At 52.6% G+C, this 24,233-nt stretch carries 27 protein-coding genes; 10 read left to right on the forward strand and 17 right to left on the reverse strand.

Translation table 11 applies throughout. The features are described 5' to 3' along the window. The first annotated feature begins 7 nt into the window (after positions 1-7). The 4 genes from G3I67_RS02350 to leuE are packed head-to-tail and all read left to right on the forward strand — an operon-like array spanning position 8 to position 2,408. On the forward strand, positions 8-688 hold the full coding sequence (locus tag G3I67_RS02350) for an HAD family hydrolase (RefSeq protein WP_163651341.1): 681 nt from the start codon (positions 8-10) through the stop codon (positions 686-688). Continuing rightward, on the forward strand, positions 685-1,407 hold the full coding sequence (locus G3I67_RS02355; RefSeq protein WP_163651342.1) for an AzlC family ABC transporter permease: 723 nt from the start codon (positions 685-687) through the stop codon (positions 1,405-1,407). The genes G3I67_RS02350 and G3I67_RS02355 overlap by 4 nt, the downstream gene beginning before the upstream one ends. Then, on the forward strand, positions 1,404-1,706 hold the full coding sequence (locus G3I67_RS02360; protein WP_163651343.1) for a branched-chain amino acid transport AzlD family protein: 303 nt from the start codon (positions 1,404-1,406) through the stop codon (positions 1,704-1,706). Before G3I67_RS02355 ends, G3I67_RS02360 begins: the two co-directional genes overlap by 4 nt. Positions 1,707-1,742: 36 nt before the next feature. Beyond that, positions 1,743-2,408, forward strand: a complete 666-nt coding sequence (gene leuE, locus G3I67_RS02365; protein ID WP_163651344.1) for a leucine efflux protein LeuE — start codon at positions 1,743-1,745, stop codon at positions 2,406-2,408. A 12-nt stretch (positions 2,409-2,420) separates the two neighbouring features. On the opposite strand, the gene G3I67_RS02370 is transcribed toward leuE, so the two are convergent. From G3I67_RS02370 to G3I67_RS02385, 4 genes are read right to left on the reverse strand one after another with little or no spacing between them, the layout of a single operon-like run. Next, positions 2,421-3,230 (reverse strand): enoyl-CoA hydratase-related protein, encoded by an 810-nt coding sequence (locus G3I67_RS02370; protein ID WP_163651345.1) that lies wholly within the window; start codon positions 3,228-3,230, stop codon positions 2,421-2,423. Between the two features lie 53 nt (positions 3,231-3,283). Beyond that, positions 3,284-4,294, reverse strand: coding sequence for a Bug family tripartite tricarboxylate transporter substrate binding protein (locus G3I67_RS02375; RefSeq protein WP_163651346.1), 1,011 nt, complete (start codon positions 4,292-4,294; stop codon positions 3,284-3,286). Positions 4,295-4,322: 28 nt separating this feature from the next. Beyond that, complete coding sequence (locus G3I67_RS02380; RefSeq protein WP_163651347.1) at positions 4,323-5,489, reverse strand: acyl-CoA dehydrogenase family protein; 1,167 nt, start codon at positions 5,487-5,489, stop codon at positions 4,323-4,325. 22 nt (positions 5,490-5,511) lie between these two features. After that, the gene (locus tag G3I67_RS02385; RefSeq protein ID WP_163651348.1) at positions 5,512-6,741 is read right to left on the reverse strand and encodes a CaiB/BaiF CoA transferase family protein; all 1,230 of its coding nucleotides are present in this window, start codon (positions 6,739-6,741) and stop codon (positions 5,512-5,514) included. Between the two features lie 104 nt (positions 6,742-6,845). On the opposite strand from G3I67_RS02385, the gene G3I67_RS02390 reads away from it, so the two are divergent. After that, positions 6,846-7,646: an IclR family transcriptional regulator gene (locus G3I67_RS02390; RefSeq protein ID WP_163651349.1), complete on the forward strand. Its 801-nt coding sequence runs from the start codon at positions 6,846-6,848 to the stop codon at positions 7,644-7,646. On the opposite strand, the gene G3I67_RS02395 is transcribed toward G3I67_RS02390, so the two are convergent. From G3I67_RS02395 to G3I67_RS02415, 5 genes are all read right to left on the reverse strand, one after another. Continuing rightward, positions 7,636-8,067 (reverse strand): PaaI family thioesterase, encoded by a 432-nt coding sequence (locus tag G3I67_RS02395; protein ID WP_163651350.1) that lies wholly within the window; start codon positions 8,065-8,067, stop codon positions 7,636-7,638. The genes G3I67_RS02390 and G3I67_RS02395 overlap by 11 nt on opposite strands. A gap of 10 nt (positions 8,068-8,077) precedes the next feature. Then, positions 8,078-8,344 (reverse strand): EF-hand domain-containing protein, encoded by a 267-nt coding sequence (locus G3I67_RS02400; protein ID WP_163651351.1) that lies wholly within the window; start codon positions 8,342-8,344, stop codon positions 8,078-8,080. A gap of 133 nt (positions 8,345-8,477) precedes the next feature. Then, a complete protein-coding gene (locus G3I67_RS02405) occupies positions 8,478-8,942 on the reverse strand; it encodes a hypothetical protein (RefSeq protein ID WP_163651352.1) in 465 nt (154 codons plus the stop codon). Positions 8,943-9,168: 226 nt separating this feature from the next. Beyond that, entirely contained in the window at positions 9,169-10,617 is a 1,449-nt protein-coding gene (gene gabD / locus G3I67_RS02410; protein ID WP_163651353.1) for an NADP-dependent succinate-semialdehyde dehydrogenase, read from the reverse strand. Between the two features lie 65 nt (positions 10,618-10,682). Then, the gene (locus G3I67_RS02415; protein WP_235931611.1) at positions 10,683-11,651 is read right to left on the reverse strand and encodes a LysR family transcriptional regulator; all 969 of its coding nucleotides are present in this window, start codon (positions 11,649-11,651) and stop codon (positions 10,683-10,685) included. A 79-nt stretch (positions 11,652-11,730) separates the two neighbouring features. Between G3I67_RS02415 and G3I67_RS15120 the strand changes: the two genes are divergently transcribed. Beyond that, the gene (locus tag G3I67_RS15120) at positions 11,731-12,648 is read left to right on the forward strand and encodes an NAD(P)-dependent oxidoreductase (protein WP_203583509.1); all 918 of its coding nucleotides are present in this window, start codon (positions 11,731-11,733) and stop codon (positions 12,646-12,648) included. A gap of 47 nt (positions 12,649-12,695) precedes the next feature. Here G3I67_RS15120 and G3I67_RS02425 read toward each other — a convergent pair whose 3' ends face one another. Then, positions 12,696-13,571, reverse strand: coding sequence for an NAD(P)-dependent oxidoreductase (locus tag G3I67_RS02425; protein WP_163651354.1), 876 nt, complete (start codon positions 13,569-13,571; stop codon positions 12,696-12,698). 54 nt (positions 13,572-13,625) lie between these two features. After that, positions 13,626-14,822 carry a pyridoxal phosphate-dependent aminotransferase gene (locus G3I67_RS02430; RefSeq protein ID WP_163651355.1) on the reverse strand — a complete coding sequence of 399 codons (1,197 nt, stop codon included), beginning with the start codon at positions 14,820-14,822 and terminating at the stop codon, positions 13,626-13,628. 229 nt (positions 14,823-15,051) lie between these two features. On the opposite strand from G3I67_RS02430, the gene G3I67_RS02435 reads away from it, so the two are divergent. From G3I67_RS02435 to G3I67_RS02450, 4 genes are read left to right on the forward strand one after another with little or no spacing between them, the layout of a single operon-like run. Continuing rightward, positions 15,052-16,038, forward strand: coding sequence for a Bug family tripartite tricarboxylate transporter substrate binding protein (locus G3I67_RS02435; protein ID WP_163651356.1), 987 nt, complete (start codon positions 15,052-15,054; stop codon positions 16,036-16,038). 50 nt (positions 16,039-16,088) lie between these two features. Then, positions 16,089-17,009: an NAD(P)-dependent oxidoreductase gene (locus G3I67_RS02440; RefSeq protein ID WP_163651357.1), complete on the forward strand. Its 921-nt coding sequence runs from the start codon at positions 16,089-16,091 to the stop codon at positions 17,007-17,009. Continuing rightward, positions 17,006-17,815, forward strand: a complete 810-nt coding sequence (locus G3I67_RS02445) for an SDR family NAD(P)-dependent oxidoreductase (RefSeq protein ID WP_163651358.1) — start codon at positions 17,006-17,008, stop codon at positions 17,813-17,815. The genes G3I67_RS02440 and G3I67_RS02445 overlap by 4 nt, the downstream gene beginning before the upstream one ends. A gap of 29 nt (positions 17,816-17,844) precedes the next feature. Then, complete coding sequence (locus G3I67_RS02450) at positions 17,845-18,258, forward strand: carboxymuconolactone decarboxylase family protein (protein WP_235931612.1); 414 nt, start codon at positions 17,845-17,847, stop codon at positions 18,256-18,258. A gap of 42 nt (positions 18,259-18,300) precedes the next feature. Here G3I67_RS02450 and G3I67_RS02455 read toward each other — a convergent pair whose 3' ends face one another. The 6 genes from G3I67_RS02455 to G3I67_RS02480 form a co-directional block, all read right to left on the reverse strand. Then, positions 18,301-19,464: an acyl-CoA dehydrogenase family protein gene (locus G3I67_RS02455; RefSeq protein WP_163651446.1), complete on the reverse strand. Its 1,164-nt coding sequence runs from the start codon at positions 19,462-19,464 to the stop codon at positions 18,301-18,303. A 75-nt stretch (positions 19,465-19,539) separates the two neighbouring features. Continuing rightward, positions 19,540-20,235, reverse strand: a complete 696-nt coding sequence (locus G3I67_RS02460; protein ID WP_235931615.1) for an ABC transporter ATP-binding protein — start codon at positions 20,233-20,235, stop codon at positions 19,540-19,542. Further along, positions 20,232-20,957 carry an ABC transporter ATP-binding protein gene (locus tag G3I67_RS02465; RefSeq protein WP_163651359.1) on the reverse strand — a complete coding sequence of 242 codons (726 nt, stop codon included), beginning with the start codon at positions 20,955-20,957 and terminating at the stop codon, positions 20,232-20,234. The genes G3I67_RS02460 and G3I67_RS02465 overlap by 4 nt, the downstream gene beginning before the upstream one ends. Continuing rightward, positions 20,954-22,015 (reverse strand): branched-chain amino acid ABC transporter permease, encoded by a 1,062-nt coding sequence (locus tag G3I67_RS02470; protein ID WP_163651360.1) that lies wholly within the window; start codon positions 22,013-22,015, stop codon positions 20,954-20,956. The genes G3I67_RS02465 and G3I67_RS02470 overlap by 4 nt, the downstream gene beginning before the upstream one ends. A gap of 2 nt (positions 22,016-22,017) precedes the next feature. Next, positions 22,018-22,884, reverse strand: coding sequence for a branched-chain amino acid ABC transporter permease (locus tag G3I67_RS02475; RefSeq protein WP_163651361.1), 867 nt, complete (start codon positions 22,882-22,884; stop codon positions 22,018-22,020). Positions 22,885-22,954: 70 nt separating this feature from the next. Next, positions 22,955-24,133, reverse strand: a complete 1,179-nt coding sequence (locus G3I67_RS02480; protein WP_203583511.1) for an ABC transporter substrate-binding protein — start codon at positions 24,131-24,133, stop codon at positions 22,955-22,957. Positions 24,134-24,233: the final 100 nt, after the last annotated feature.

Consider the following 24,233-nt stretch of genomic DNA (forward strand, 5'->3'; position numbering starts at 1 on the left):
TTCATACATGAAACTACGCGCAATCCTGTTTGACCACGATGGTACCCTTGTTGATTCCGAACCCATCCACTTCCGGCTCTGGAGCCAGATACTCGATCGCCATGGCGTGACGATCACTGAAGAAGTGTTCAATTCACAATGCGCAGGCTTGCCCACGATCGCAAACGCCATGGATCTGGTCGAGCGTTACGGTCTGGAAATCTCACCCGAGGCGCTTGCCGAACAAAAGCATGCGATCACCAAAGAATTTCTGGCCCACAGTGCATACCCATTGATGCCGGGGGTTGAAGCCGCGATCGACGAATTCGTCTCAAATGGATTGAAACTCGCGGTTGTGACCGGTGCCAACAATCACTCGGTCGGCGCAACGATGCGGTCCTATGACTTTACGCGGCATTTTTCGTTCGTCGTTTCGGCCGACGATGTCAAAGCCAGCAAGCCCGATCCAGAATGTTATTTGCTTGCGCTTGAAAAGCTGGGCCTTGAGCCGCAAGAATGCCTTGCGCTAGAAGATACAGAACATGGTCTTCAGGCGGCCGCGCAAGCCGGCATCCCTTGCCTGGCCCTGCCCACGGCACTCTCGGCATCGCACAACTTTGATCGTGCGACGGCAATACTGGGAGGAATGGATGAAGCGACCGCATATGTGCGTCGACACATACAAACGGGCGATCCGACACGCCCATGACACAGCCCAGCCCTAACGAAACGATACAGTCCGAATTGCTCAGGGGTTTTCGGAACAGTTTGCCGTTAATCGTGGGGTTTCTGCCTTTTGCAATTGTTCTGGGTGCCCAAGCTATTCAAAAAGGGCTGACCGCATTTGAAATCACCTTGATGACGGCAATGAGTTTTGCGGGCGGATCCGACATCGCATCGATTCAAGTCTGGACCTGGCCTCCGCAGGTACTGCTGATCGCTTTGATCACCTTTCTGATCAATAGTCGCTACATCCTAATGAGTGCGTCCATCACCCCCTATATCCAGCACCTACCCAAGCGCAAAACCCTTCCGATGCTCTTTTTACTAAGCGATGTCATGTGGGTGATGAGTGTCGCCGATTCCAATAAGCGGCAAAGCAAAGGCATGAAATTCGGTTTCAGTGTGCCTTATTACGTGGGGAGTGCGCTGACCTTCTACTTCACCTGGGTCAGTTTTACCGCGATCGGCGCCACGCTTGGGCCCATGCTTGGCAATCTGAAAAGCTACGGTTTCGACATGACGATTCCGGCCGTTTTCCTGGTCATGCTCAGAGGGATGTGGAAAGGCTGGAAAAAAGCACGCCCCTGGCTTGTCAGCCTGATCGTGGCAGTGCTGACATATAAACTGATTCCCGGGCCCTGGTATGTGATTGCAGGGACAACGTGCGGATTGATTTCAGCATACTTCTGGACTGAATCAACGTGATCCAAACATCGACGATCATCACCATCATTGTCATCGCCGTGGTGACATACTCCTGCAGAGTTATCGGCTACCTGGTGCTCAGACGCATGAACCTGAGCGCCAAAGCGATGACTGTTCTGCAAGCCGCCCCTGGTTGCGTGTTGATTTCGGTCATCTCCCCCGCCTTTGCGTCAAACCGCCCGGCGGATCTGATCGCTCTGGCAATCACCATTTTTGCCGCCACACGTTTTTCGATGCTGATCACCGTGTTGACTGGACTGTGCGCCGCCGCGCTGATGCGTTATTTGCTACCGATGTAAACTAGGCACATCGATTCACACACTCTCGCGTGTCTTATGTTTGGCATTACCGATATAGGTTTGTTTTTTGCGGGCACCATCGCGATCGTGCTGCTGCCCGGTCCCAACTCACTTTATGTGCTGACTGTCAGCGCAAAATCAGGCAAACGAATCGGCTATGGTGCCGCAACGGGCGTCTTTTTCGGCGATGCCATCCTGATGATTCTGACCGCCCTTGGCGCCGCATCGGTATTGCATACGACACCTGTTCTTTATGCCATCGTACGCTGGGCAGGTGCGGCCTATCTCGGGTACATTGGGATCAAAATGCTGATTGGTGCCTACCGATCACTGACAGAATTTCGTCAAGATAAAAGCGAGCTGGTGAACAATCTGACAGCATCGCTTGCCATGGTTAAGGAAATCACCCCTTTAGGTGCAGCGCGCAAGGCATTCATCATCAGTCTGCTCAACCCCAAGGCCATCCTGTTTTTTCTGTCCTATTTCGTGCAGTTTGTGGATCCGGCTTATCCCTATCCGCAAATTTCATTTTTGATCCTAGGTTGCATTGTTCAGGCATGTAGCCTGACATACCTGTCAGCCCTGATATTCGGCGGAATCAAGTTCGCACGCGCCTTCTCGGGAAGGCGGATCCTCTCATCGGTGATGACTGGCGCGGTCGGGCTCATGTTCCTGGCCTTCGCGGTTCGTCTCACCAGATAAAACAAATCCGGTTTATTTACCTGTCCACTTGGGCTTGCGCTTTTCCTGAAACGATGCGATGCCCTCTTTCGCATCTTGAGTACTTGCCATCACCGGCACTGTCACCTGCGCATACTGCAAGGCCGATTCCATCGACATATCGCGCATGGCGTGAAAAGCCTGCTTGCCGATGCGAATGGCTGTCGGTGATTTATCGAGAATACGCGACAACAACCAATCGACTTTACCATCCAGCTCGGCTCGTGGAACCGAATAGTTGAGCATCCCCAGCTCGAGCGCCTGGGTGGCATTGTATGGCTCGCCGGTGATGCACATTTCAAGCAACTTGCGTTCGGGAATGATGCGCAGCATGCTTGGCAGAATCATCATCGGCACCATGCCGATTTTGGTTTCGGGTGTGCCGAACAACGCATCATCTGCCGCAATCGCCATATCGCACGAACACAGTACGCCGATGCCCCCGGCCATGACATGACCGTTTACGCGCGCGATAATCGGTATACGGCATGCACGCATTCTGTTGAACAAGTCCACCAGATAATGGCGCGGCTGCGAATAATCGACATCGAAAGCACCGCCCTGCACGCCTTTCTGCAAATCCGCTCCGGCGCAAAACGCTTTATCTCCCACACCGGTCAAAACGATCGCCCGACAATCCGGATTATTGCCTGCTGCCTCGATGGATCGGTCTATCATCAGAACAACCTCTTCGTTCAAGGCATTTCGACGCTCTTCACGATTGATCGTGATCCACATGACTGCGCCACGCATTTCAGTCAGTACAGGCAAAGCAGGATGAGTCGAAGGGGTTGAATCGGACATGATAGTTACTCGCACGAAGTTGTTAAGCTTGATTACCGATTGATGACCGGTAATTAATCGATTTTGGCACCTGAGAATTTCACGATTTCATCCCATTTTTTGATCTCATCGGCCATATAAGATGAAAAATGCGCCGATGTGCCACCCAAAGGCGTATAACCAAGACTGATCAAACGATTACGCACGGCAGGTGTAGCCAAAGCATCGTTGATGGCTTTGTTGATTTTGGATGTAATTTCCTTTGGAGTCCCTTTGGGAGCCAGCAATGCCATCCACGTCGCCGATTCAAGCTGGGGATAACCCAGCTCTTTTGTTGTAGGCACATCGGGCAACACGCTTGTGCGCTCAGGCGCCATGACTGCCAACGCGCGCAAGCGCCCCTCCTTGACCAGAGACGCAATCGTCATAGTACCCGGAAACACAGTTTGCAACTGACCGCCGACCAGGTCCTTGGTCACCGCTGCAGGACTGTTGTACGGTACATGCGTCATCTTGACGCCCATTACTTTGTTGAAAAGCTCCGCGGATAAATGCCAGGAGCTACCACTGCCGGTCGAACCAAAGTTCATGCCATTGGGATGCTTTTTGGCATACTCAGCAAGTTCTTTCAGATTATGAATTGGCAACTTCGCATCGACCGTGATCACATTCGGAATGGAACCAATCAGAACAATGGGCTCAAAATCAGTCATTGGATTAAATGGCTTTGATCCATACATCGTCACGGCCGAGACGAGCGTGCCTGTCCACGACATCAGCAACGTGTAACCATCCGGGGCTGCCTTTGCAACATAAGCCGCACCAATATTGCCATTCGCCCCCGGGCGGTTTTCCACAATGAAGCTACCACCGAAATCCTTGGCCAGCACCTCGGCCACGATTCGCGCAAGTGGGTCCGAACTACCGCCCGGAGCGGCCGGATTCACAATCGCCACTGTTCTGGAAGGCCACGCTGGCGCCTGAGCCCGCGCTTGCATCGATACAGCGCTTAACCCCGCGGACAACACAAGAGCGCCGCCCAATCCTTTAAACATCATGCGACCACAATTACGGAATAACTTCATGGTTGTCTCCTCGTTCGATGCGTTTTGTTTAATAAGATTTTTTAAGATTCAAGACGCGTTCAGCAACATACGACAAAATCATTTCACGACTGACTGGTGCGATGCGTGTGATCAAGACCTCGCGCAAATAGCGCTCGACGTGATATTCCCTCGCATAACCGAATCCACCATGAGTCATGACGGCCTGCTCGCATGCACGGAACCCCGCCTCGCCGGCCAGATACTTGGCAGCATTTGCTTCAGTGCCGCACTCTTTGCCTGCGTCATACAGCCAACCGGCTTTACGTGTCATCAGATCTGCAGCCTCCAGCTCCATCCAGTTTCTGGCCAACGGATGCTGGATCGACTGATTCTGACCGATCGGACGATTGAACACGATGCGCTCATTCGAATATTCGGCCGCCTTGCGCAATGCGATACGACCGATACCGATTGCCTCGGCAGCAATCAGAACACGTTCAGGATTCATACCGTGAAGGATATATTTGAAGCCCATCCCTTCTTCGCCAATCAGATCTTCGACCGGGATCTCAAGTCCATCGATAAACAGTTCATTGGAGTCGACGCTATGACGTCCCATCTTGTCGATTTTGCGAACATCGATTTTGCTTCGATCCAGATCCGTATAGAATAAGGACAACCCATGGCTGTGGCTTTTGCATTCCTCAAGCGGCGTCGTGCGTGCCAGTAACAGAATCTTGTTGGCCTTTTGCGCTGTTGATATCCAGACCTTCTGTCCATGCACGACATAATGATCGCCCTTTTTGACCGCACGGGTTTTCAATTGTGTCGTGTTTAAGCCGGTGTTGGGTTCGGTGACACCAAAACAGGATCGCATCGACCCATCGATGATGGGCGGCAAAAAGCGCTTCTTTTGCTCTTCGGTTCCAAACACGACAATTGGCATCAACCCGAAAATATTAATGTGAATACTGCTTGCACCCGACATGCAAGCGCCCGTCTCGGCAACCGTCTGCATCAGAATCGAAGCCTCGCTGACACCTAGACCGGATCCGCCATACGCTTCAGGCATGGCAATACCCAGCCAACCGGCTTTGGCCATCGCATCATAAAACTCATCCGGAAACGCCTCGTCGGCATCACGGGCCAACCAATAGTCTTCTGTAAAAGGCGAACAGGTTTGTAAAACAGCTTCGCGAATCGCGCGTTCTTGTTCGGTGATTTCAAAATTCATTTTTTAACCTTCCTGCAGCTAACTATGTCGCAGACTGAACGACAGATTGATTGAATAAATGACTAATTTGTTCATCCGATATTCCGGCTTCACGCAGTATTTCCGCTGTGTGCTCACCAAGCCTAGGAGCATGCCGCGTGGCCCCGGGTTGCGTGCGCGACCACTGGCTCGGAAACTGCATGGTTCTGAGCGCCCCTTCCGATGGGTGCTCCTCATTGCCAAAAAATTCTGTGGCCACCAGATGCGGATCTTCGAAAATCGTTTGCAAGTCATGCACAACTGTAGCGGGAATGTCGGCAGCAGTCAGGCATTCGAGCCACTCGCCGGTCGACCGCGTGCGCAAGATCGATTCAAGCTCTGCGTATATCGTATCGATGTTTTCAGACCGTGCCGTAAACGTGGAATACAAGGGGTTTTGAGCAAACTCCTCTTCACGGCCGATCGCACGAAAAAAGCTTTGCCAATGTTTATCGGTATAAATCAGGGCTGATATATAACCATCGCTGGTTTGATACGGCCGTCTGCTTTTGGACAGTTGACGTGCATATCCGCCCTGATCAAGCGCGGGATCGAACGTCAAGCCGCCAAGATGATCGGACAGAACAAAATTCACCATGGTTTCAAACATCGGGACATCGATGCGCTGACCCTGGCCGCTGGACTGCCTTTCGTAGACTGCGGCCAATATCAGTCCGACTGCGCTCATCCCGGTAATGCGATCACACAAAGCGTTGGGCACATACCTAGGCGCACCGCCCGAACTGCGCGCAAAAAGGGATGCCAGCGTGGACGCTCCCTGCATCAAATCATCATAGGCGGGCCTGGCTGCGTATGGGCCATGTTGCGCATAACCAAACACACCTGCATAAATCAGGCGCGGATTCACCGCACTGACCTTTTCGTACGACAAACCAAGTCGATCCATTGCCTGAGGGCGCACGTTGTACACCAGGATATCTGCATCCGCGATCAAACGCATCAGCACATCAATGCCTTCTTTCTTTTTTAGATCAATTACGATGCTGCGCTTGCTGTGATTAGTGTTCAGAAAGATCGGTCCCATATCCGAATGTCGCGCAGGTCCGATCTGGCGAACCATATCGCCATCCGGCGGCTCAACCTTGATGACATCGGCCCCCATATCCCCGAGCATCTGTGTGCAGTATGGCCCCATCAGGACTGCTGTCAGGTCGATGACTTTCAGGCCTTTCAAGGGGCCAGTGCTGTTTTTATTTGTCCCGTTGTCAATCATTGGATTCGATTTGTTGTAATTTATTCTGATATACGTACAATAATTTTCATATATGAATTATTATTATGTAATCAGTTGGTCTCGTCAAACAACAAAAACAAACCATGCCGAAGAAGTCACTTGAGTCGTCCAAAGCCTCTACCATGGCACCCCAGAGGGTGATGCGGATACTGGAGGCTCTGGCAGCCCACAGAGAAGGCCTGACCCTGACCCAATTGGCCGTTCAGACTGAATTACCCAAAACAAGTTTATTCAGCCTGCTGCATTCGCTCAGCGAAGCAGGCTACGTCGTCAATCAGGACAAAACACATCGTCTGGGTCCTGAAGCATTTCGGATTGCGGCGCTGATACATCGCATTGATTCGTTTCCCGGCAATGTTCATGACTTGCTTGAGCAATTTCAACAAGACAGCGGTGAAACCGTCATGATCGGCACACCGACCGAAGACTGGATGAATCTTGTTTATGTGGATGTAGTCGAAAGCAATAGCAGTCTGCGATTCAGCATCAAGGTAGGTGCGTACCGCCCTCTCTATTCGACTACGGTAGGCAAAATCCTGTTGGCATACGCGACACCGGAACAACAGGCACGCTATTTCGAACACACCGAACTGATCGCGATCAACAGCAATACGACTACCGATGCAGCAGCACTCAAGCACGAACTCGAACAAGCGCGCATGCAAGGATATATTTTTAGCAGTGGATCAGTCGAAGGTGCAACGGGACTGGCCGCGCCGATTCTGAACACGCAAGGCAAAGTGATCGCCGCGCTTGGCACGGCAGGGCCAAGCGAGCGGTTTAAAAATCAACAAAAAAAATTAATTGAACTCGTCACTAACTGTGCAGAGACCATGTCACGCAAAATCGGATATGGCGGTAAGTGGTTAACACTTAAGCCTTAACCGAACGTCCACGCAGAGCAGTAAACACGGCTGATGCTTTGAGCACGAGTCGATCGCCCACGCGCAGTTCGCAATTGCCGAATCGGATTCGGCCATCTTTCTTGCTGAGCGTGGTGGTGGCCTCGACCCAGTCGCCCTCGTAGGCGGGACCGATATAGTCTATGGAAAGATGCACGGTCAGCACATCAGTGCGCTCGCCACTTGAGCGTGCCACATTAATTCCGATCGCCTGATCGGCGACAGTGGCCAACATCCCGCCATGCACGACACCCTCAATATTCAAATGTGAGGAGTCGGCAAAAAAACCGACTCTGTAGCCCGTCTCATCCTCTTTGGTGTAGAGCGGACCGATCCTGGCGGTAAAGGGTTCTTCGATAATGATCGGTCCAAACCCGCAAGGCACATTTACAGAGTCAGTCATAGGGCAAGCCTTAACGTGCAGCAGCGGCTTTGACCTGGTCTAAGGTCAAGTAACCCTTCTTTTCAGTGTCGAGCTTGTCGAAGTTTGCAGCAATCCGTGGCATCCCGGCTTTGGCCTCTTCAAGTGTCAGCTTACCGTCACCATTTTTATCTGCTGCCTTGAATCTTTCGATGGCCTGTTGCACCTGGCTATTCGGTGCAGGATCAGCGGCCAGCGCTTGCGAAATAGCCAAAGCAGATACCAACAATGCACCTAAAATACGAACTGCTGCTTTCATGAAAATTACCTTTTCGATGTAATGACGAATTACAAGGCATTATTAAGAAATAATGCCCACGGCCTGATGAACGAACCAGGCAAAATCATTTTACCGAGAAAGTACGCCAATCAGATTACAAAAAAATTAACCTTCACATTGTGCCGCCCATCGACACCATAATCTTGCGTAAATTGTCTTTCTGCTTGGCGTGATTCAAATCAACACGGGTAGACTGGCCCGGCACATTTGGTATTTCCGCCCATTGCTGGGTGGTGACAATCACATCGCGTCCATCTGGTTGGGCGGTGAATTTGATGCGATTCTCTGGCTTGGACAAGCGAGTGGTATCGCTTGAAATATCAACCAGAGCAGCATCCGAATCACTCAATCTGCGCACACAGGTAATCGAATCGGACTTGATTTCTTTGACTGCGGATCCGATCTGACTGCATTTTTTAGCCAGTCTGGCTAAAACATCACTGGTCGTTGAATTGCTGAAGGTCACTTGAACAGCATTGGATGTTTCAGGTGCACGACTCACGTTTTTGGTGCCACCGCACGCAACCAGAGTGACGCACATGGCAGTAATCGACAAAACAGACCAAGGTGCTTTCATCGGAATCTCTCAATCAAAATCAATATAGATCAAACAGTTACAACCTATTATTATGAACCTGCATTTACTTTGTAACGTGATGTAAAACAAATCAAGCCTGCATAGCAGGCTTGAAGTGGTTTTAATACAACTAGACAACCCAATTTGATCCAAAATGATCAGACGCTGGGTGTACAACTTCAATCAAACGGCAACGAAGACCATACACCCGGCGTTGTTAAAGGGATTAAATCCCGGCCATATTGACGTATTTCATTTCGAGATAGTCTTCGATACCGTGGTGCGAACCTTCGCGCCCCAAGCCGGATTGCTTCACCCCGCCAAACGGAGCGACTTCATTGGAAATCAACCCGGTATTGACGCCCACCATGCCGTAATCGAGTCGCTCGGCCACGCGCCAGACGCGTCCCAGATCGCGCGCATAGAAGTAACTTGCCAGACCGAACTCTGTATCGTTAGCCAGCGCAACGACTTCATCTTCAGTTTCAAAACGGAACAAGGGTGCAAGCGGACCGAAGGTCTCTTCGCGCGACACGGCCATATCCTTTGTCACGTTTGCGATCACAGTCGGCTGAAAGAATGACTGCCCCAGCTCGTGACGTTTGCCACCAGTCAGAATCTTGGCACCCTTTGAAGTTGCATCGGCGATATGTTCTTCAACCTTGGCAACGGCCTTCTGATCGATCAGCGGTCCGATGCGCACACCTTCGGCAAAGCCATCACCGACTTTCATCGCCTCGACCGCAGCCACCAATTTCGCTGCAAACGCATCGTAGACTTTGGCGTGAACATAAATACGATTTGCGCACACGCACGTCTGTCCGGCGTTGCGATACTTAGAGATCATTGCGCCTTCAACTGCGGCATCCAGATCGGCATCATCAAAGACAATGAACGGTGCATTGCCACCGAGCTCCATCGAAACCTTTTTGATGGTGGATGCGGTCTGCTGCATGAGGATGCGACCGACCTCGGTCGAACCTGTGAAAGTCAATTTACGGACCAGCGGATTGGTTGCCAGTTCGGTGCCCACCTCGCCTGCAGCGCCGGTCACAATCGACAGCACGCCTGCAGGAATACCAGCGCGCTCAGCCAACACAACCAATGCCAACGCTGTCAAAGGCGTTTGCGATGCAGGCTTGACGATCATCGTGCAACCCGCAGCTAGCGCAGGACCCGCTTTACGCGTGATCATCGCAGCCGGAAAGTTCCAGGGCGTAATCGCAGCGCAAACACCGATCGGCTCTCTGAGCACCACAATGCGTTGGCTAGAGACAGGAGCAGGAATGGTCTCGCCGTAAACACGTTTGCCTTCCTCGGCGAACCACTCGATGAATGACGCCGCATAGGCGATTTCACCACGCGCCTCAGGCAAAGGCTTACCCTGCTCGGCCGTCATGATGCGGGCCAGGTCTTCCTGGTTTGCCATGATCAGATCAAACCAGCGATTGAGAACCGCAGAACGCTCTTTGGCGGTGCGGGCACGCCAAGCCGGACCCGCGCGATTAGCCGCCTCGATTGCCTGACGGGTATGCGCCACTCCGAATTTGGGGACGTTTGCAATATGCGCGCCGGTGGCAGGATTCGTCACCGCGATTTTCAGGTCGCTACCGACCCATTTTCCATCAATTAGGCACTCCTCGCGCAAGAGCGACTTGTCTGCCAGGTTCAACATATTTATTTCTCCCGAATCATTATTTGTTTAATACTACGCAAAATCCTAACACTTTTAGTCCATGATCAGCCGGTTAACCATCTGGCCGCAGGCCAATCACCATTGCGCACCGACGACTTCATGCATTGAACCAGTGCGGATACAACGCAATGAACCGAGGATGGACTATTCCGATTAGCCGGTAACGCAAGCACGATTGTTCTGTTCAGTGACGGCTCAATCAGTGGCGCTGCGGCCAGTTCACCTTTGGCAATATCATCGGCCACAGCAATCGTGGGCAAAATCGTCACCCCGTGCCCGGCCAAAACAAGACTTTTCTGGATACTCATCGCATTGGTTTCGGCAACGATATTCAACGGCATATCCATCAGCATCGCAGCGTTTTCGATCAAGGAGCGTAAGCCGTGCGGCGCGCTAGGCAAAACCAGTGGCATTCCATTCAATTTGGAAAAAGAAACCGGCTGATCCGCACGGAACCCAGTTTCAGGTAATCCGACTATCCAGACACCTTCATCAAGCAAGGGCGTGACCTGCATGGTCTTTGTCTGCTTTGGATCGTAAAGCAAGGCCACATCGATTTCGCCATCTTCCAGCCACCGCTGAAGGTGTCCCGCATAGCCCATCGAAATACGCACCCGAATACCGGGGTAAGTTTGAGCAATCGATTCAACCAGCGCTGAAGAAAGCAGATCGCAGGTGCTTGGCAATAAGCCCACTGTCACGATGCCGCCGATTGTTCCTTTAGCCGGCTTCAATTCCGCGCGCGCACGATCAAGTTCATGCAAAACACGGCGGGCATATTCGACTAGCGTCTGACCTGCCTGGGTCAGTTCCATCCCGTGGCGCCCTCTTTCGAACAGCGTCGCACCCACGTCCTCTTCGAGCAAACGCAGTTGCCGCGACACGGCCGGTTGAACGATATTCAAGAGCGAAGCGGCACGCGTCACATTGCCCGTATCCGCCACCGTCACCAAAGCACGCAACTGTTTGAAGTCCATGAAGTTCGATCTATTCGAAATAGTGATTGAAACCATCAACTTTTTCTATTGTACGCACCATTCAATCAAACAATAGTATTTCTACAGACACCTAACATGGGTGCAGGAGACAAATGTGATTCAAAAAATCGGCTTTATCGGACTCGGTCGCATGGGCAAACCCATGGCGTCGAATTTACAAAAGAAAGGGTTTCAACTTACCGTACTTGACCTGAACAAACTAGCCGTTCAAGAGCTTGTAGCGTTAGGTGCGAAAGCCGGTGACAGCGTTGCGGACATTGCCCGCTCATGCGATGTCATTGTCACGATGTTGCCATCTTCCGTCGAAGTTGAGAAAGTCGCAAACGGTACAGATGGTATTTTTGCCAACGCCAAGAAAGGCACCATCCTGATGGACATGAGTACGATCGATCCGATTGCGACCGATCGGTTAAATGACGAGGCGCAAAAGCATGGCATGACCATGGTGGATGCTCCTGTTGGTCGACTGGCGGAACATGCGGATCGCGGGGAATCTCTTTTCATGGTTGGTGCGTCGGATGCCGATTACGCCAAAATAAAGCCCATGCTCGAAGCCATGGGAACTGCGATGTTTCACTGTGGACCTGTTGGTACCGGTGGCAGAACAAAGCTCGTGAACAACTATGTTGCAGTCACGCTTACGCAAGTCAATGCAGAGGCTCTGGCGCTTTCACAGCGTTTTGGTTTGGACATCGTCAAAACACTGGAAGTGTTATTGGGGACTTCGGCAAACAACGGACAGCTTCGGATGAACTTTCCGAACAAAGTACTGGCTGACGATACGACACCCGGATTCACCATCGATTTGGCCCACAAGGATATGTCGCTAATCGTCAACGCTGCACATCACGCGAAAGTACCTATGCCCGTAGCCGCTGCGGTGCATGAATCATTTAGCCAAGCCCGAGCAGCAGACTTTGGTGCGATCGACTTCTCCGGCATTGCCGACGTGATCTGTGGCATTGCCAATATCGATAAACCTCGAATACCAAAAGGCTGGAAACCTGCTTAAAGCTAAAAAAGGCCACCTCGCGTGGCCTGACGAACAATGAGACAACATCACCCACCAATCAACCGACTGATCACCGGGTGATACTGCTCGCCTAGTCCCTTGTCGATCGCTTCGGCGAACCACTGATCCACGACGTGCGCGCTGCGGGCGTCCACCTTGGTTTCGGCCGCTAATTTAAGTGCATACGTCAGATCCTTTCTTGAATACTTGACCGAGAATGCGCGCTCGGGGAAGTCACCCGGCACAATCGCCTTCATGCCGTGATTGCGCAAAGCAAAACTGTCAGCCGATCCGGACATCAGTGTCTTGAACAACACATCTGCGTTTACTCCGGAACGCTCGGCAATCGCCTTGGCCTCGCTCATAGCGACCACAGTTTCAAACAAGACCATGTTGTTCAGGATTTTCACGACCTGGCCGCACCCGACCGGACCGCACAGAGCAATATCTGATGCAAAGGTCGCAAGCATAGAACGAAGATGCTCAAGCACCTGAGGCGTCGCACCTACCATGATGGCAAGCGTACCTGATTCGGCAGCTGCCCTAGTGCGAGCGACCGGAGAGTCGACGAAGGTTACCCCCTTCTGTTCGAACTCTTGCGCCAAGACGCGCGTCGTATCAACCGGCGACGTGCTCAGGTCGACCAGATATTGGCCCTTACGAGCATGCGCCAACAAGCCGTTCACATCATGGCAAAGCGCGTAAACAACTTCACCGGAGGGTAATGACATGAAGACCACATCCGATGACGACATCACCTCGGCAACGCTAGAGGCCGATTTGACTCCGAAGGTCGCCAGACGCTGCAATGGCGCCGGGTCAAGATCGAAAGCCGTGACCGTGCCACCGGACTTTTGCGCCAGATTGCGGCAAATCGGTTCACCCATTACGCCCAAGCCAATAAAACCAATTCTGCTGCTCATGCTCTACCCCTATTTATATTTATGGATACATCCAAACAATGCAAAGCACACGGATCAGGCGGATCGACTTGGATACCAATCCTTCACTGCCTTAACGTAACGTTGCACGCCCTCGGTCACGCTGGCCGATTCAAGAGCGCCATATGACAGACGCTGATAGTTCGCGTCTTGCGTCTCGGTCAAACCGAAAGCAAAGCCGGGAATCGACACAACCTTGTGATTGACCGCCATGGCGCGGTTGAAATCGAGCGCATCTGCACTACCCTTCAGGCCCGGCAACTTCATCAATACATAAAACGCGCCTTGCGTTTTGGGATACTGAATTAAGTCACCCAAGGTGTCGAGCGCCTGATACACGTTTTGACGGACAGTCGCCAGTGCATCAACCTTAGGTTGCACCCATGCCCGACCGAAATTTAATACTTCGAGAGCAAGCAACTGCGAAGGGACGGGCGCACAAATCAAATTGGTGTCCTGCACCTTGTTCATCGCATCGAACAGGTCTGCCGGAAACACGACATACCCCAGACGCCAGCTTGCCATGCCGTAGTTTTTGGACATGGAGTAGAAAGAAAATGTGTGCTTAGACGCCCCCGGAAGCGAGGCCGGCGAAAAGTGCTTCACACCCTCGTAGGTAAAGTATTCATAGGCCTCATCACTGAAGTGATAAATGCCCTTTTCGGCGCATAAACGATTGACGGCAGTCAATGACTCTTGCGAATACACAGCACCGGTCGGATTATTGGGCGACACAGTAACGATGGCACGCGTGCGCGGCGTGATGGCAGCGGCCAAGGCCTCGACATTCAAAGTCCAATCATCATTGACAGGAACAGGCACCGGCACGCACCCGCACATGCGCACCGCCATTTCCTGATTGAAGTAATACGGCATCGGCAATATGAACTCGTCGCCCGCATCGGCGATCGCCAGGACGCAATTCAAAAAAGCCATGTTGCTGCCGGCCGTCACCATCACCATCGAATCCGCACCGATGCGCACATTGTTTTCATCGGCAAGCTTTTGCTTCAATGCATCGACCAGCGCAGGATATCCAAGGACAGCCTGATATTTATTGAGCTGGATATCGCCCATCAGGCCTGGCAACGCCGCAATCGCTTGCGCCGGCGGACCGTAATTAACGACACCCTGACCGAGCGAAATGGTGCCTGGATTGTCACGCACTAAGGCGGCGATGGCCGGGATGATCGGTGTCTCGACCGCATCCATCCGAAGGGAGTTTCGCTTCATTTATTAATTTGTCTGTTTATATGAAAAGGTCGCTGAAAGTTTAACTGATGGATGTTTTTTGAACCGAATTGGCGCACAAAATGTGAAACGTTTCACATTTGGTATCAGATAGTGGAAAATCAAACACATCAAATTACAATTTTGATGTATAAAACTCCCTAAAAATATATAAAATAAAAAAATAATAACGTTTCAAAAATAAAAGATAAAAACTGATCGGGAGACAACTTTGATCATTCGCAGCATGCTTTCGGGCGTTGTGGCCATGTGCTCTGCTGTTTTGCTTTTTGCAGCCGCACCAACTGCAGCACAAACATATCCGAACAAACCGATCAAATTGATCGTGCCTTTTACAGCCGGCGGGGGAACAGATGTGCTAGCCAGACAGCTAGCCGAAAATCTGACAAAAGCAGAAGGCTGGAACATCGTGGTAGAAAATCGCCCGGGCGGCAACGGCATCATCGCGCTGTCGACAATTGCCCGAGCTGCTCCGGATGGCTATGAAATCATTCTGGCCTTACGTGAAAACATCGTGATCGCGCCACTCATTAACCCCAAAGGCCTCACCTTCGATCCACTTAAAAGCTTCACAACAATCGCTTTTGTCGCCAACGCTCCAATGATGGTTGTGGCGGCCAAAGATTCCAAATACACCAACTTCAAGCAAGTGCTGGATACGGCAAGCAAAGATCCGACCGCATTAAGATTCGGCACCTCGGGCCTTGGCAGTATGTCGCATTTGTTGCTTGCTCTTCTCGGAACGCAGGCCAATGCCGGCATGATTCACGTGCCCTATAAAGGATCCAACCCGGCCCTCACCGATCTGGTGGGCGGACACGTCGAAATCGTCAGTGGATCGATCGCATCGGCTAAACCTTTTGTCGATAGCCAGCGCGTGATTCCGTTAGCGGTCTCATCCAAGGCTCGCGTCCCCTCTTACCCTAACGTACCTACTATCGCCGAACTGGGTTATCCGAACTTCGAAGTCGCAGCATGGTTTGGTCTGTTCGGTCCCGCGGGCCTACCCGCCCCCGTTGTCGACAAAATCAACGCAGCCGTCAACAAGTTGCTTGTTAACCCAGCGTTTGTGTCAACACTGCAAAATCAGGGCATGGTCACCGAACCCCGATCACCTGCAGCATTCGACAAATACTTCCGATCAGACTATGAAGAGCTGGCAAAGCTGATTCCAAAACTGGATATGGCCGCCAAATAAAAGACCGGCAACAAATCTGATAACTCCATCTTATAAATCCGGAGAACGACATGACGCTTAAACAAGCGCAAGCAGGATTCATCGGTCTTGGCGCAATGGGAGGCGGAATCGCGCGGCGGCTAGCCAATGCAGGCGTGAAACTGCACGTATACGATCCCGATCCAAGCAAAACCGCGGCATTCGCTAAATGGGACGCAATTGTTCATCGCGACCCCCAAGGCGTCGCCGATGCAGTTGAAGTCGTGTTCGCCTGTCTGCCCAACAGTGATGTCAGCAAAACCGTGGCCTTTGGCGATCATGGCGTCATTCACGGCAAGATGATCAAGACCTATATCGAAATGTCGACGATTGGTCGAACACCACTCATTGAAATCGCCAAAACGCTGGCCGCCAAAAATATCCAAGTGCTTGACTGCCCTGTCAGCGGCGGACCTAAAGGTGCGGACAGCGGTACGTTGGCGATCATGGTCGCCGGTGATCCGGTTGTGATCGACAGCATCCGGGATCTGTTGAACCTGATCAGCAAAAACGTATTCGATATCGGACCAGAGCCTGGCATGGCCCAGATGATGAAACTGGTCAACAATCTGATATCGGCCACCAACATGGCGTCCGCTTTTGAAGCGCTAGTGCTGGGCGCAAAAGCCGGACTGGATGCCGACATGATGGTAAACGTGATCAATGCCAGCACCGGACGCAATAGCGCCACCACAGACAAAATCCCCAAATCGGTCTTACCCGGAACGTTCGATTACGGTGCGGCCACCAAAACATTGCACAAAGACATCACTCTGGGCCTGATCGAAGCCGAAGAGCTGCAAGTGCCGATGTGGGTGGCGCGAAATACCCGACAAATGTGGGAATTCGCAATGACGCAAGGCGAAGGCGATCTGGACTTCACATCGCTGATCAAGGTTTTCGAAAGATGGGTAGGCGTCGAAGTCCGCAGCAAAAAGGGAAATCAGCCATGAGATTACAAGACAAAATTGCCGTCATCATCGGCGCCGGCCAAAGCCCCGGTGTGGGCGTCGGAAACGGTCGTGCGACGGTATTGCGCTTTGCGCAAGAAGGCGCACGCATCCTGGCCGTCGACCGCAGCCTGGCCTCGGCCGAAGAGACATGCGAAATCGCCAAAAATGAATATGGAGCAATCGAAATCGTCCCCTTTGAGGCTGATGTCTGCAAAGAAAGCGATCTGGCGGCAGCCATCGCTTTCGCCAAGGAGAAATGGGGGCGCATAGACATCTTGCACTACAACGTCGGTATCAGCGTGTCCGGCAAAGACGGCAGCCCGACCGAAATCACCGAAGAAGCGTTCGATCTGATCACCCACGTCAACCTGCGCGGATGCGTCATGGCATGCAAGCATGTGTTGCCGATCATGCAAGCGCAGCAATCCGGCGTCATCATCAACATATCGTCCATTTCAGCCTTTCAGCGCTATCCATGGGTCACCTACAAAGCTACTAAAGCGGCGATGATCGAATACACCAAGCAACTCGCAATCGAAAATGCAGAGTTCGGGATTCGCGCCAATACGATTTTGCCCGGGCTGATGGATACCCCGATGGCAATCGATACCAGAGCCAGAGTGTTCGGCAAAACACGTGAGCAAGTTGTGGCTGAGCGCAATGTAAAAGTCCCATTGCGCCACCGCATGGGAACAGGCTGGGACGTGGCCAATGCCGCACTATTCCTTGCTTCGGACGAAGCCCAATTCATTACGGGTGCCGTGTTACCCGTTGACGGTGGCGGCCTGGTCAATCTTCCGCGTTAGACAACAACCAACCCAACAGAAGCAAACTCATGACAGAATCGACCAAGCCATTCCAACCCGTCACGCCCGAAACCATCGCCATGGGCGAGCGCATGCGGCGCGCCACTTTGGGCGATGCGCACGTGGATCGCTCACTTCAAAAAGCCAAGGAAGATGATTTTTTTCAGCCGATTCAAGAGGCCGTCACGGCCCTGGGCTGGGGTGCGATCTGGGGACGTCCGGGACTGGATCCCAAGTCGCGCAGTCTGGTCACGATCAGTATTCTGATCAGCTTGGGCAGGACCCACGAACTGGCGGTGCACATCAACGGTGCGCTTAATAATGGTTGGACCAAATCTGAATTGCAGGAGATCCTGATCCATTCTGCCTGCTATTGTGGCTGGCCAGCGGCACTGGAAGGTTTCCGCATTGCCAAGGAAGTCCTGGACCAGCGCGCCGGTTAATTTGCGCAAGTCGTGTACGGCTGCCGTACACGACCCGACAAATCAGTAAGACCTCGCCATCCCCAGCACATGCTCGCCGATGTACGACAAAATCATGTTTGTCGAAATCGGTGCGGTTTGGTAGATACGCGCTTCGCGCCACTTGCGCTCGATGCCATATTCCTTGGCAAAACCAAAGCCTCCGTGAACCAGCATGGCGCCTTCAGCTGCCTTCCAGGTAGCTTCTGAGGCCATCAGCTTGGCCATGTTGGCCTCTTCGCCACAAGGCAACCCTTTCTCGAACATGGCAGCAGCCTTTCTGGACATCAGCTCGGCAGCTTCAAGCTCCATATAAGCGCGCGCCAAAGGAAACTGTACGCCCTGATTCTGTCCGATCGAACGGCCAAACACGACACGATCATTAGCGTATTCAACAGCCTTTTTCAGCAGCCATCTGCCATCACCAATACACTCTTGCGCAACCAGAATACGTTCGGCATTCATGCCATCCAGAATGTATTTAAATCCCTTGCCCTCTTCACCGATCAGGTTTTCAACAGGGACTTCGAGGTTTTCGATAAAGATCTCGGTCGTATTGTGATTGATCATCGCGTCAATTGGTCTGATATCCAGACCGTTGCCTTTCGCCTCGCGCAAATCAACCAGCAAAGTCGACAACCCTTCAGTCTTTTTCTTGCACTGCTCGATCGGTGTCGTGCGTACCAGCAACAGCATCAGATCCGAATAGAGTGCGCGCGATGTCCAGACCTTTTGTCCATTGACCACATACACATCACCACGACGCTCGGCGCGTGTTTTGAGCTTGGTCGTATCCGATCCGGTGGAAGGTTCAGTCACGCCAAATGCCTGCAAACGAAGTTCACCCGATGCGATTTGCGGCAGGTATTTCCTTTTTTGCGCTTCGCTACCGTGGCGAAGCAAGGTGCCCATGATGTACATCTGCGCGTGCGCGGGGCTAGCCACGCAGCCGCTAGCATTGATTTCTTCAAGAATCACGGCGGCCGCACGCAGGCTCATGCCAGATCCACCGTATTCTTCGGGAATCAAGGCGCCCAAAAATCCGCCATCGGTCAACGCCTGAACAAACTCGGACGGGTACGCGCTGGTGTCATCCAGTTTGCGCCAGTATTCGCTCGGATAGTCTGCACAGATGCGTCTGACCGCATCACGCAACTCCGGATAGTCGTATTTTTCCGTCGAAATCATCGCCGACAGATCTTGAGAATCTTGCTGCGTACCACTCATTTCAACCCACTCCAAAAATGTTCAACACCAAATTCGTTAGAGATACTCTTCATCCAGCGCAAGCGACCTGATTTCATCCACGCTGCCACTGTGGCGAACTTCACCGCCCCTGAGCACATAGCCCCGATCGGCGACTTTAAGCGCCGGTACAGCCATCTGCTCGCTCATCAAAATCGTCGTGCCGGCTTTTTTCATCTCGCGAATGGCATCGCTGATTTGCTTGATCCAGATCGGAGCCAGGCCAAGAAACGGCTCGTCAAGCAGCAACAAGTCGGGCGATGCACACATCGCGCGGGCAAACGCCACCATCTGCTGCTGACCACCACTTAACTGTCCGGCAGGTTGCATCGCACGATCAGCGAGCAGCGGAAACATGCCCGACAAACGTTTGTAGGCGTCCTTTCGGGCGGACTCCGAAATCCCGGGCGCACCGGACAATACATTGTCGTATACCGACATGGTGGCAAACACCCTGCGACCTTCTGGCGAATATCCAATACCCAGCCTTGCGCGCTGGTCCGCCCTTAAGGTCGTCACCACTTTGCCCGCGTAGACGATATCGCCCGACACAGGCTTGACCGTGCCAATTACGGATTTGAGCAAACTGGATTTACCCGCACCGTTGGCTCCCAGCAGCAATACTGTTTCACCGCGTTCTATTTCGATCGACACGCCTTGCAATGCACGGATGCCGCCATAACGCACATCGATATTCTTCACACTCAGCATCATGCGTCCTCTGTCTCGCCGATATAGGCATCCAGCACATCTTTTCTGCTCAAGACCTCTTGCGGAGCACCGATCGCCAGCAATTGACCCGCATCCAGGACGATCATGCGCGAACACAGTCTTCTGATCAGCGCCATGTCATGCTCGACGATCAGAACACTCGTGCCATACGCGCGTTGCGCGGCCGATATGAACGCATCGATTCTAGGACGCTCGCTCACCTCCAGTCCTGCGGCAGGCTCATCCAGCAGCAGCACCTTCGGGCGCGCCATGAAGGTCATCATCATGCCCAGAACCTTTTGCAGGCCATAGGGCAATTTATTGCTTTGTTCATCAAGCCTGGGCAACAGGTCGAATTGATCGAGCAAGTCCATCGCGATCGGATCAGGATCCAGATTCTGGCCGCTGAAAGTCAAGGCGTACAGAAGATTCTCCCTGACCGACTTCACCCCGAACGTATTGGCCTGTTGAAACGACCTTAATACACCTAGCTTGCTCATTTCGTGGAGCAAACTGCCGGTGACCTGTTTGTCTTCAAGCCAGATTTGTCCGGCATTGGCTGGGCCAGCGCCACACAACACATTAATCAGAGTCGTTTTGCCGGCGCCGTTAGGGCCGACCACGCCCAGTATTTCGTTTTTATTTAAATCAAAGCTCAGGTCCTCAAAGACCTTGACTCCGCCAAAACGCTTGGTCAATCCGGAAACCCGCATCATTGGTTTCATGATCGTCCCTCCCCCGCTTCGGATGCCTGCATGGACTGCTTGCCTGAAGATTTCTTGTTGAATAGCGCGCGATATGCATTCACTACCGTGCCGTAAATGCCGCCGCGCGAAACCAGCACCACAAAAATAATCAACAATCCGAACATGCCGGGCGAGTATTCTCCGCCGATGCTGAAATAATTGGTCGCCCAGACCAGCAAGCTCGATCCGATGATCGATCCCAGCATCACGGCCTGTCCACCAATGTAGGCGTAAGCGATGTAGTTCACGCCGCTAATCGAGGTAAACGACGAGGGATGCGCGGTCAACAACATATTGACCACCGAATATCCCGACAATCCGGCCAAGCCGGCTGCCAGGGCAAAGCCGATCGCCTTGTAGTGCCAGACCACCAGTCCCAGACTGCGCGCAAGCAATTCGTTTTCGCGGATCGCATCGAATTGCTTATGGAATTTAGAAATCGCCCACATCGTGATTGCAGCAGCCAGCAACGCGGTCAGAATGGCAACCACCAGAACGGTGCGGTTATTCGAAATTGCGAAACCGAACACCGTCGATGCGGGCAGATCTGTCAAACCGTTCGTGCCACCGGTCAACCCATCGAACTCAAGCAGCATCAGCTGCAGAATTTCGGTCATGACATAAGTGACGAGCACAAAGTACACGCCGCGCAACTTCAGTATCATCGCGCCAAGCGGAATCGCAGCCAGCATCGGCACGATAAAACTAGTCGCAATCAGGACGAACACATTGGTTGTCACATTCATCGCGCACAGCGCGGCTGCGTAGCCTCCCAGGCACATGAAGGCCGGGACGGCAAAACTGAGCAAATCCATCCTCAGCATCAGAAACACACTCAAGGCGGCCGGGATGACCACCATGATTTGGTTGACAACGGAGTAAGCCAGCAAACTCGTGCTGAAAAACGGCACATACAATGCCGCCACAATCACGATCAAGGACACCACGCAGGTCGGATCAAAGCTGATTTTTCGATTCAGGCTGCCCGTACTCAAGCCTGAATGATTCACGCTTTGTTTCAAATCGGCATTGACCATGATCACGCCCCCCTCGCTTCACGACCGAACAAGCCAGACGGCTTGACGATCAGCATGATCATCACCAGCACGAACAGGGCCAGTGCCCCTTTTGTGCCACCCAGATAGACGCTTGAATACGCCTCGATCAGCCCGACGATAAATGCCGCAGCCACCGCACCCCACAAGCTGCCCAACCCGCCCAGAATCACCACGATAAACGACATCGCCAGCACATGATCACCCACATGCGGATGCAGCGCGAGAATAGGCGTCACCAACGCCCCGGTCACACCGGCCAAAGCGGTCGCGAGTGCAAAGGCCAGCGGAAACAGCAGATTGGCACGCAATCCTAGTGTCGATGCGATTTCGCGATCACATGAAATGGCGCGCAACGACCTGCCAAAGCTGGTGCGATACAGCAAGTAATAAACACCCAGAATAATGATGCCGCAGCACAACACCAGGATCAGGTTGGCCACAGGCAGAAACAAACCTTCGTAAAACAGCACATCCGTGATTGGAAACTCGAATCGCGGCGCCTCGACACCAAACACCACCACGATACTGGTGATCATGACCATCGCCAGGCCAAGAGTCAGCATCAGCGTACTCAAGCCATCATCGATGGTGCGTTCGATGACATAGCGTTCATATAAATATCCTAACGCCGCCGTGACCACACCTGCCGCAATCACTGCAACCGGATATGGAAACTGCAAAAACTGCACGCAGGCAAACGCGACATACCCGCCCAGTACAAAAAAGGCGCCATGAGCAAAATTCATCACACCGATAATTCCAAAGATCAGCGTGAAACCCATGGCCAGCAATGCATACTGGCCACCAAGTGTCATGCCGATCAAGCCGGTGGCAAAAATCGTGCTCATGGCTTATCCCCCTGTTTATTGTTTTATCGTTTTTATATGTATAACGTCGATACCCAAACTAGCGACCGTATTACTTACCGGTCGCAGCTGGCTTGGCAATCACAGGCAAATACTTGCCATCTGCGATCAGGCCGATTCCGAAGGGATGCGACATCTCTTGGTTGATGCCGAAAAACTCCTGACCGATCCATTGGCCCTTGCCCAAGTCGGGATCTTCAACAGGCAACTTTCTGAGTGCTTCGGCGACCTTGGCGGTGTCGTCAGCCGTGCCGGCAGCTTCGATTGCCTTGAGCACCATGCGTGAACCCGCCAACCACTGGTAGAAGAAGGTAATCGTGGGCACATCCTGGTTGAACATCTTCTTGTATTTCACGTCCACCTGATCGATTGCAGGCGTGCGCAGAATCGGCTCGTACCAATACATGTTCTTAACCACGTCCAGACCACCGGCGATGCGCACGATTTCATCCGTGCTCGGACCACCCAGTCGACCGATCGCCCCTTTGAAACCAGCCTGGCGCAACTGCTTGACCATCGTTCCGGCATCACCAGCCGGCGACGAAGCGAGATCGACCGCATCAGGATTCTTGCTCAGGATACGCAATACGATTGGCGCAAAATTGGTTGTGCCGCGCTGATAGTATTCCTCGGTCACATCGATGCCGTTCTTTTTGTACATCGCGGCATCCACCGAAGCGACGTCGGTACCACCCTGATCGTTTGGTGCCACAACCACCGCACGCTTGATGTTAAAGCGCGCTTTGGCTTCGGCTACGATCGGATCGGCCCAGCCGCTTGCACCGGGGCCCACGTGAAACACTAAAGGCCACTTCGGACCGATGGCGTCTTTGGCATAGCTATTAGCCATCATCAGCATGTTGTTGCGAACAGCAACCGGCTTGGCACCCGTGACTTCTGGTGAACCGATCGGTCCGATGATGAACTTCACGCCCTGGCTAGCCAATTCGTTGGCAGCGGCCGCAGCACCTTCACCCGAATACTTGCTGTCCAGCGCCACAAAACTGACCTTGCACTTTTTGCCGCCAATATTCAAGCCGCCGGCATCGTTGACTTCTTTCACGTTCATTGCCACAGCAGCGCGCAATGATTGACCCCAGTTGGCGGCGGGACCAGACAGAACCGCCACCGCACCCAGTTTGACTTCGCAGTCCTGTGCGGATGCTTGCCCGGTCAACGCCAAACCCGCTGCCGCCAAGCTCAGTGCCATTTTTAAATGACGTAATTTCATTGTTGTCTCCATCCATTCATAAAGTTGATTAATACATTTTGATTGCATGCACTTATTCAATTCACCGCGCAACAACAAGTCATACCGCACTGCAATATGA

Origin of the sequence: Sheuella amnicola, assembly GCF_010499255.1 — a bacterium.
Taxonomy (GTDB): domain Bacteria; phylum Pseudomonadota; class Gammaproteobacteria; order Burkholderiales; family Burkholderiaceae_B; genus Zwartia; species Zwartia amnicola.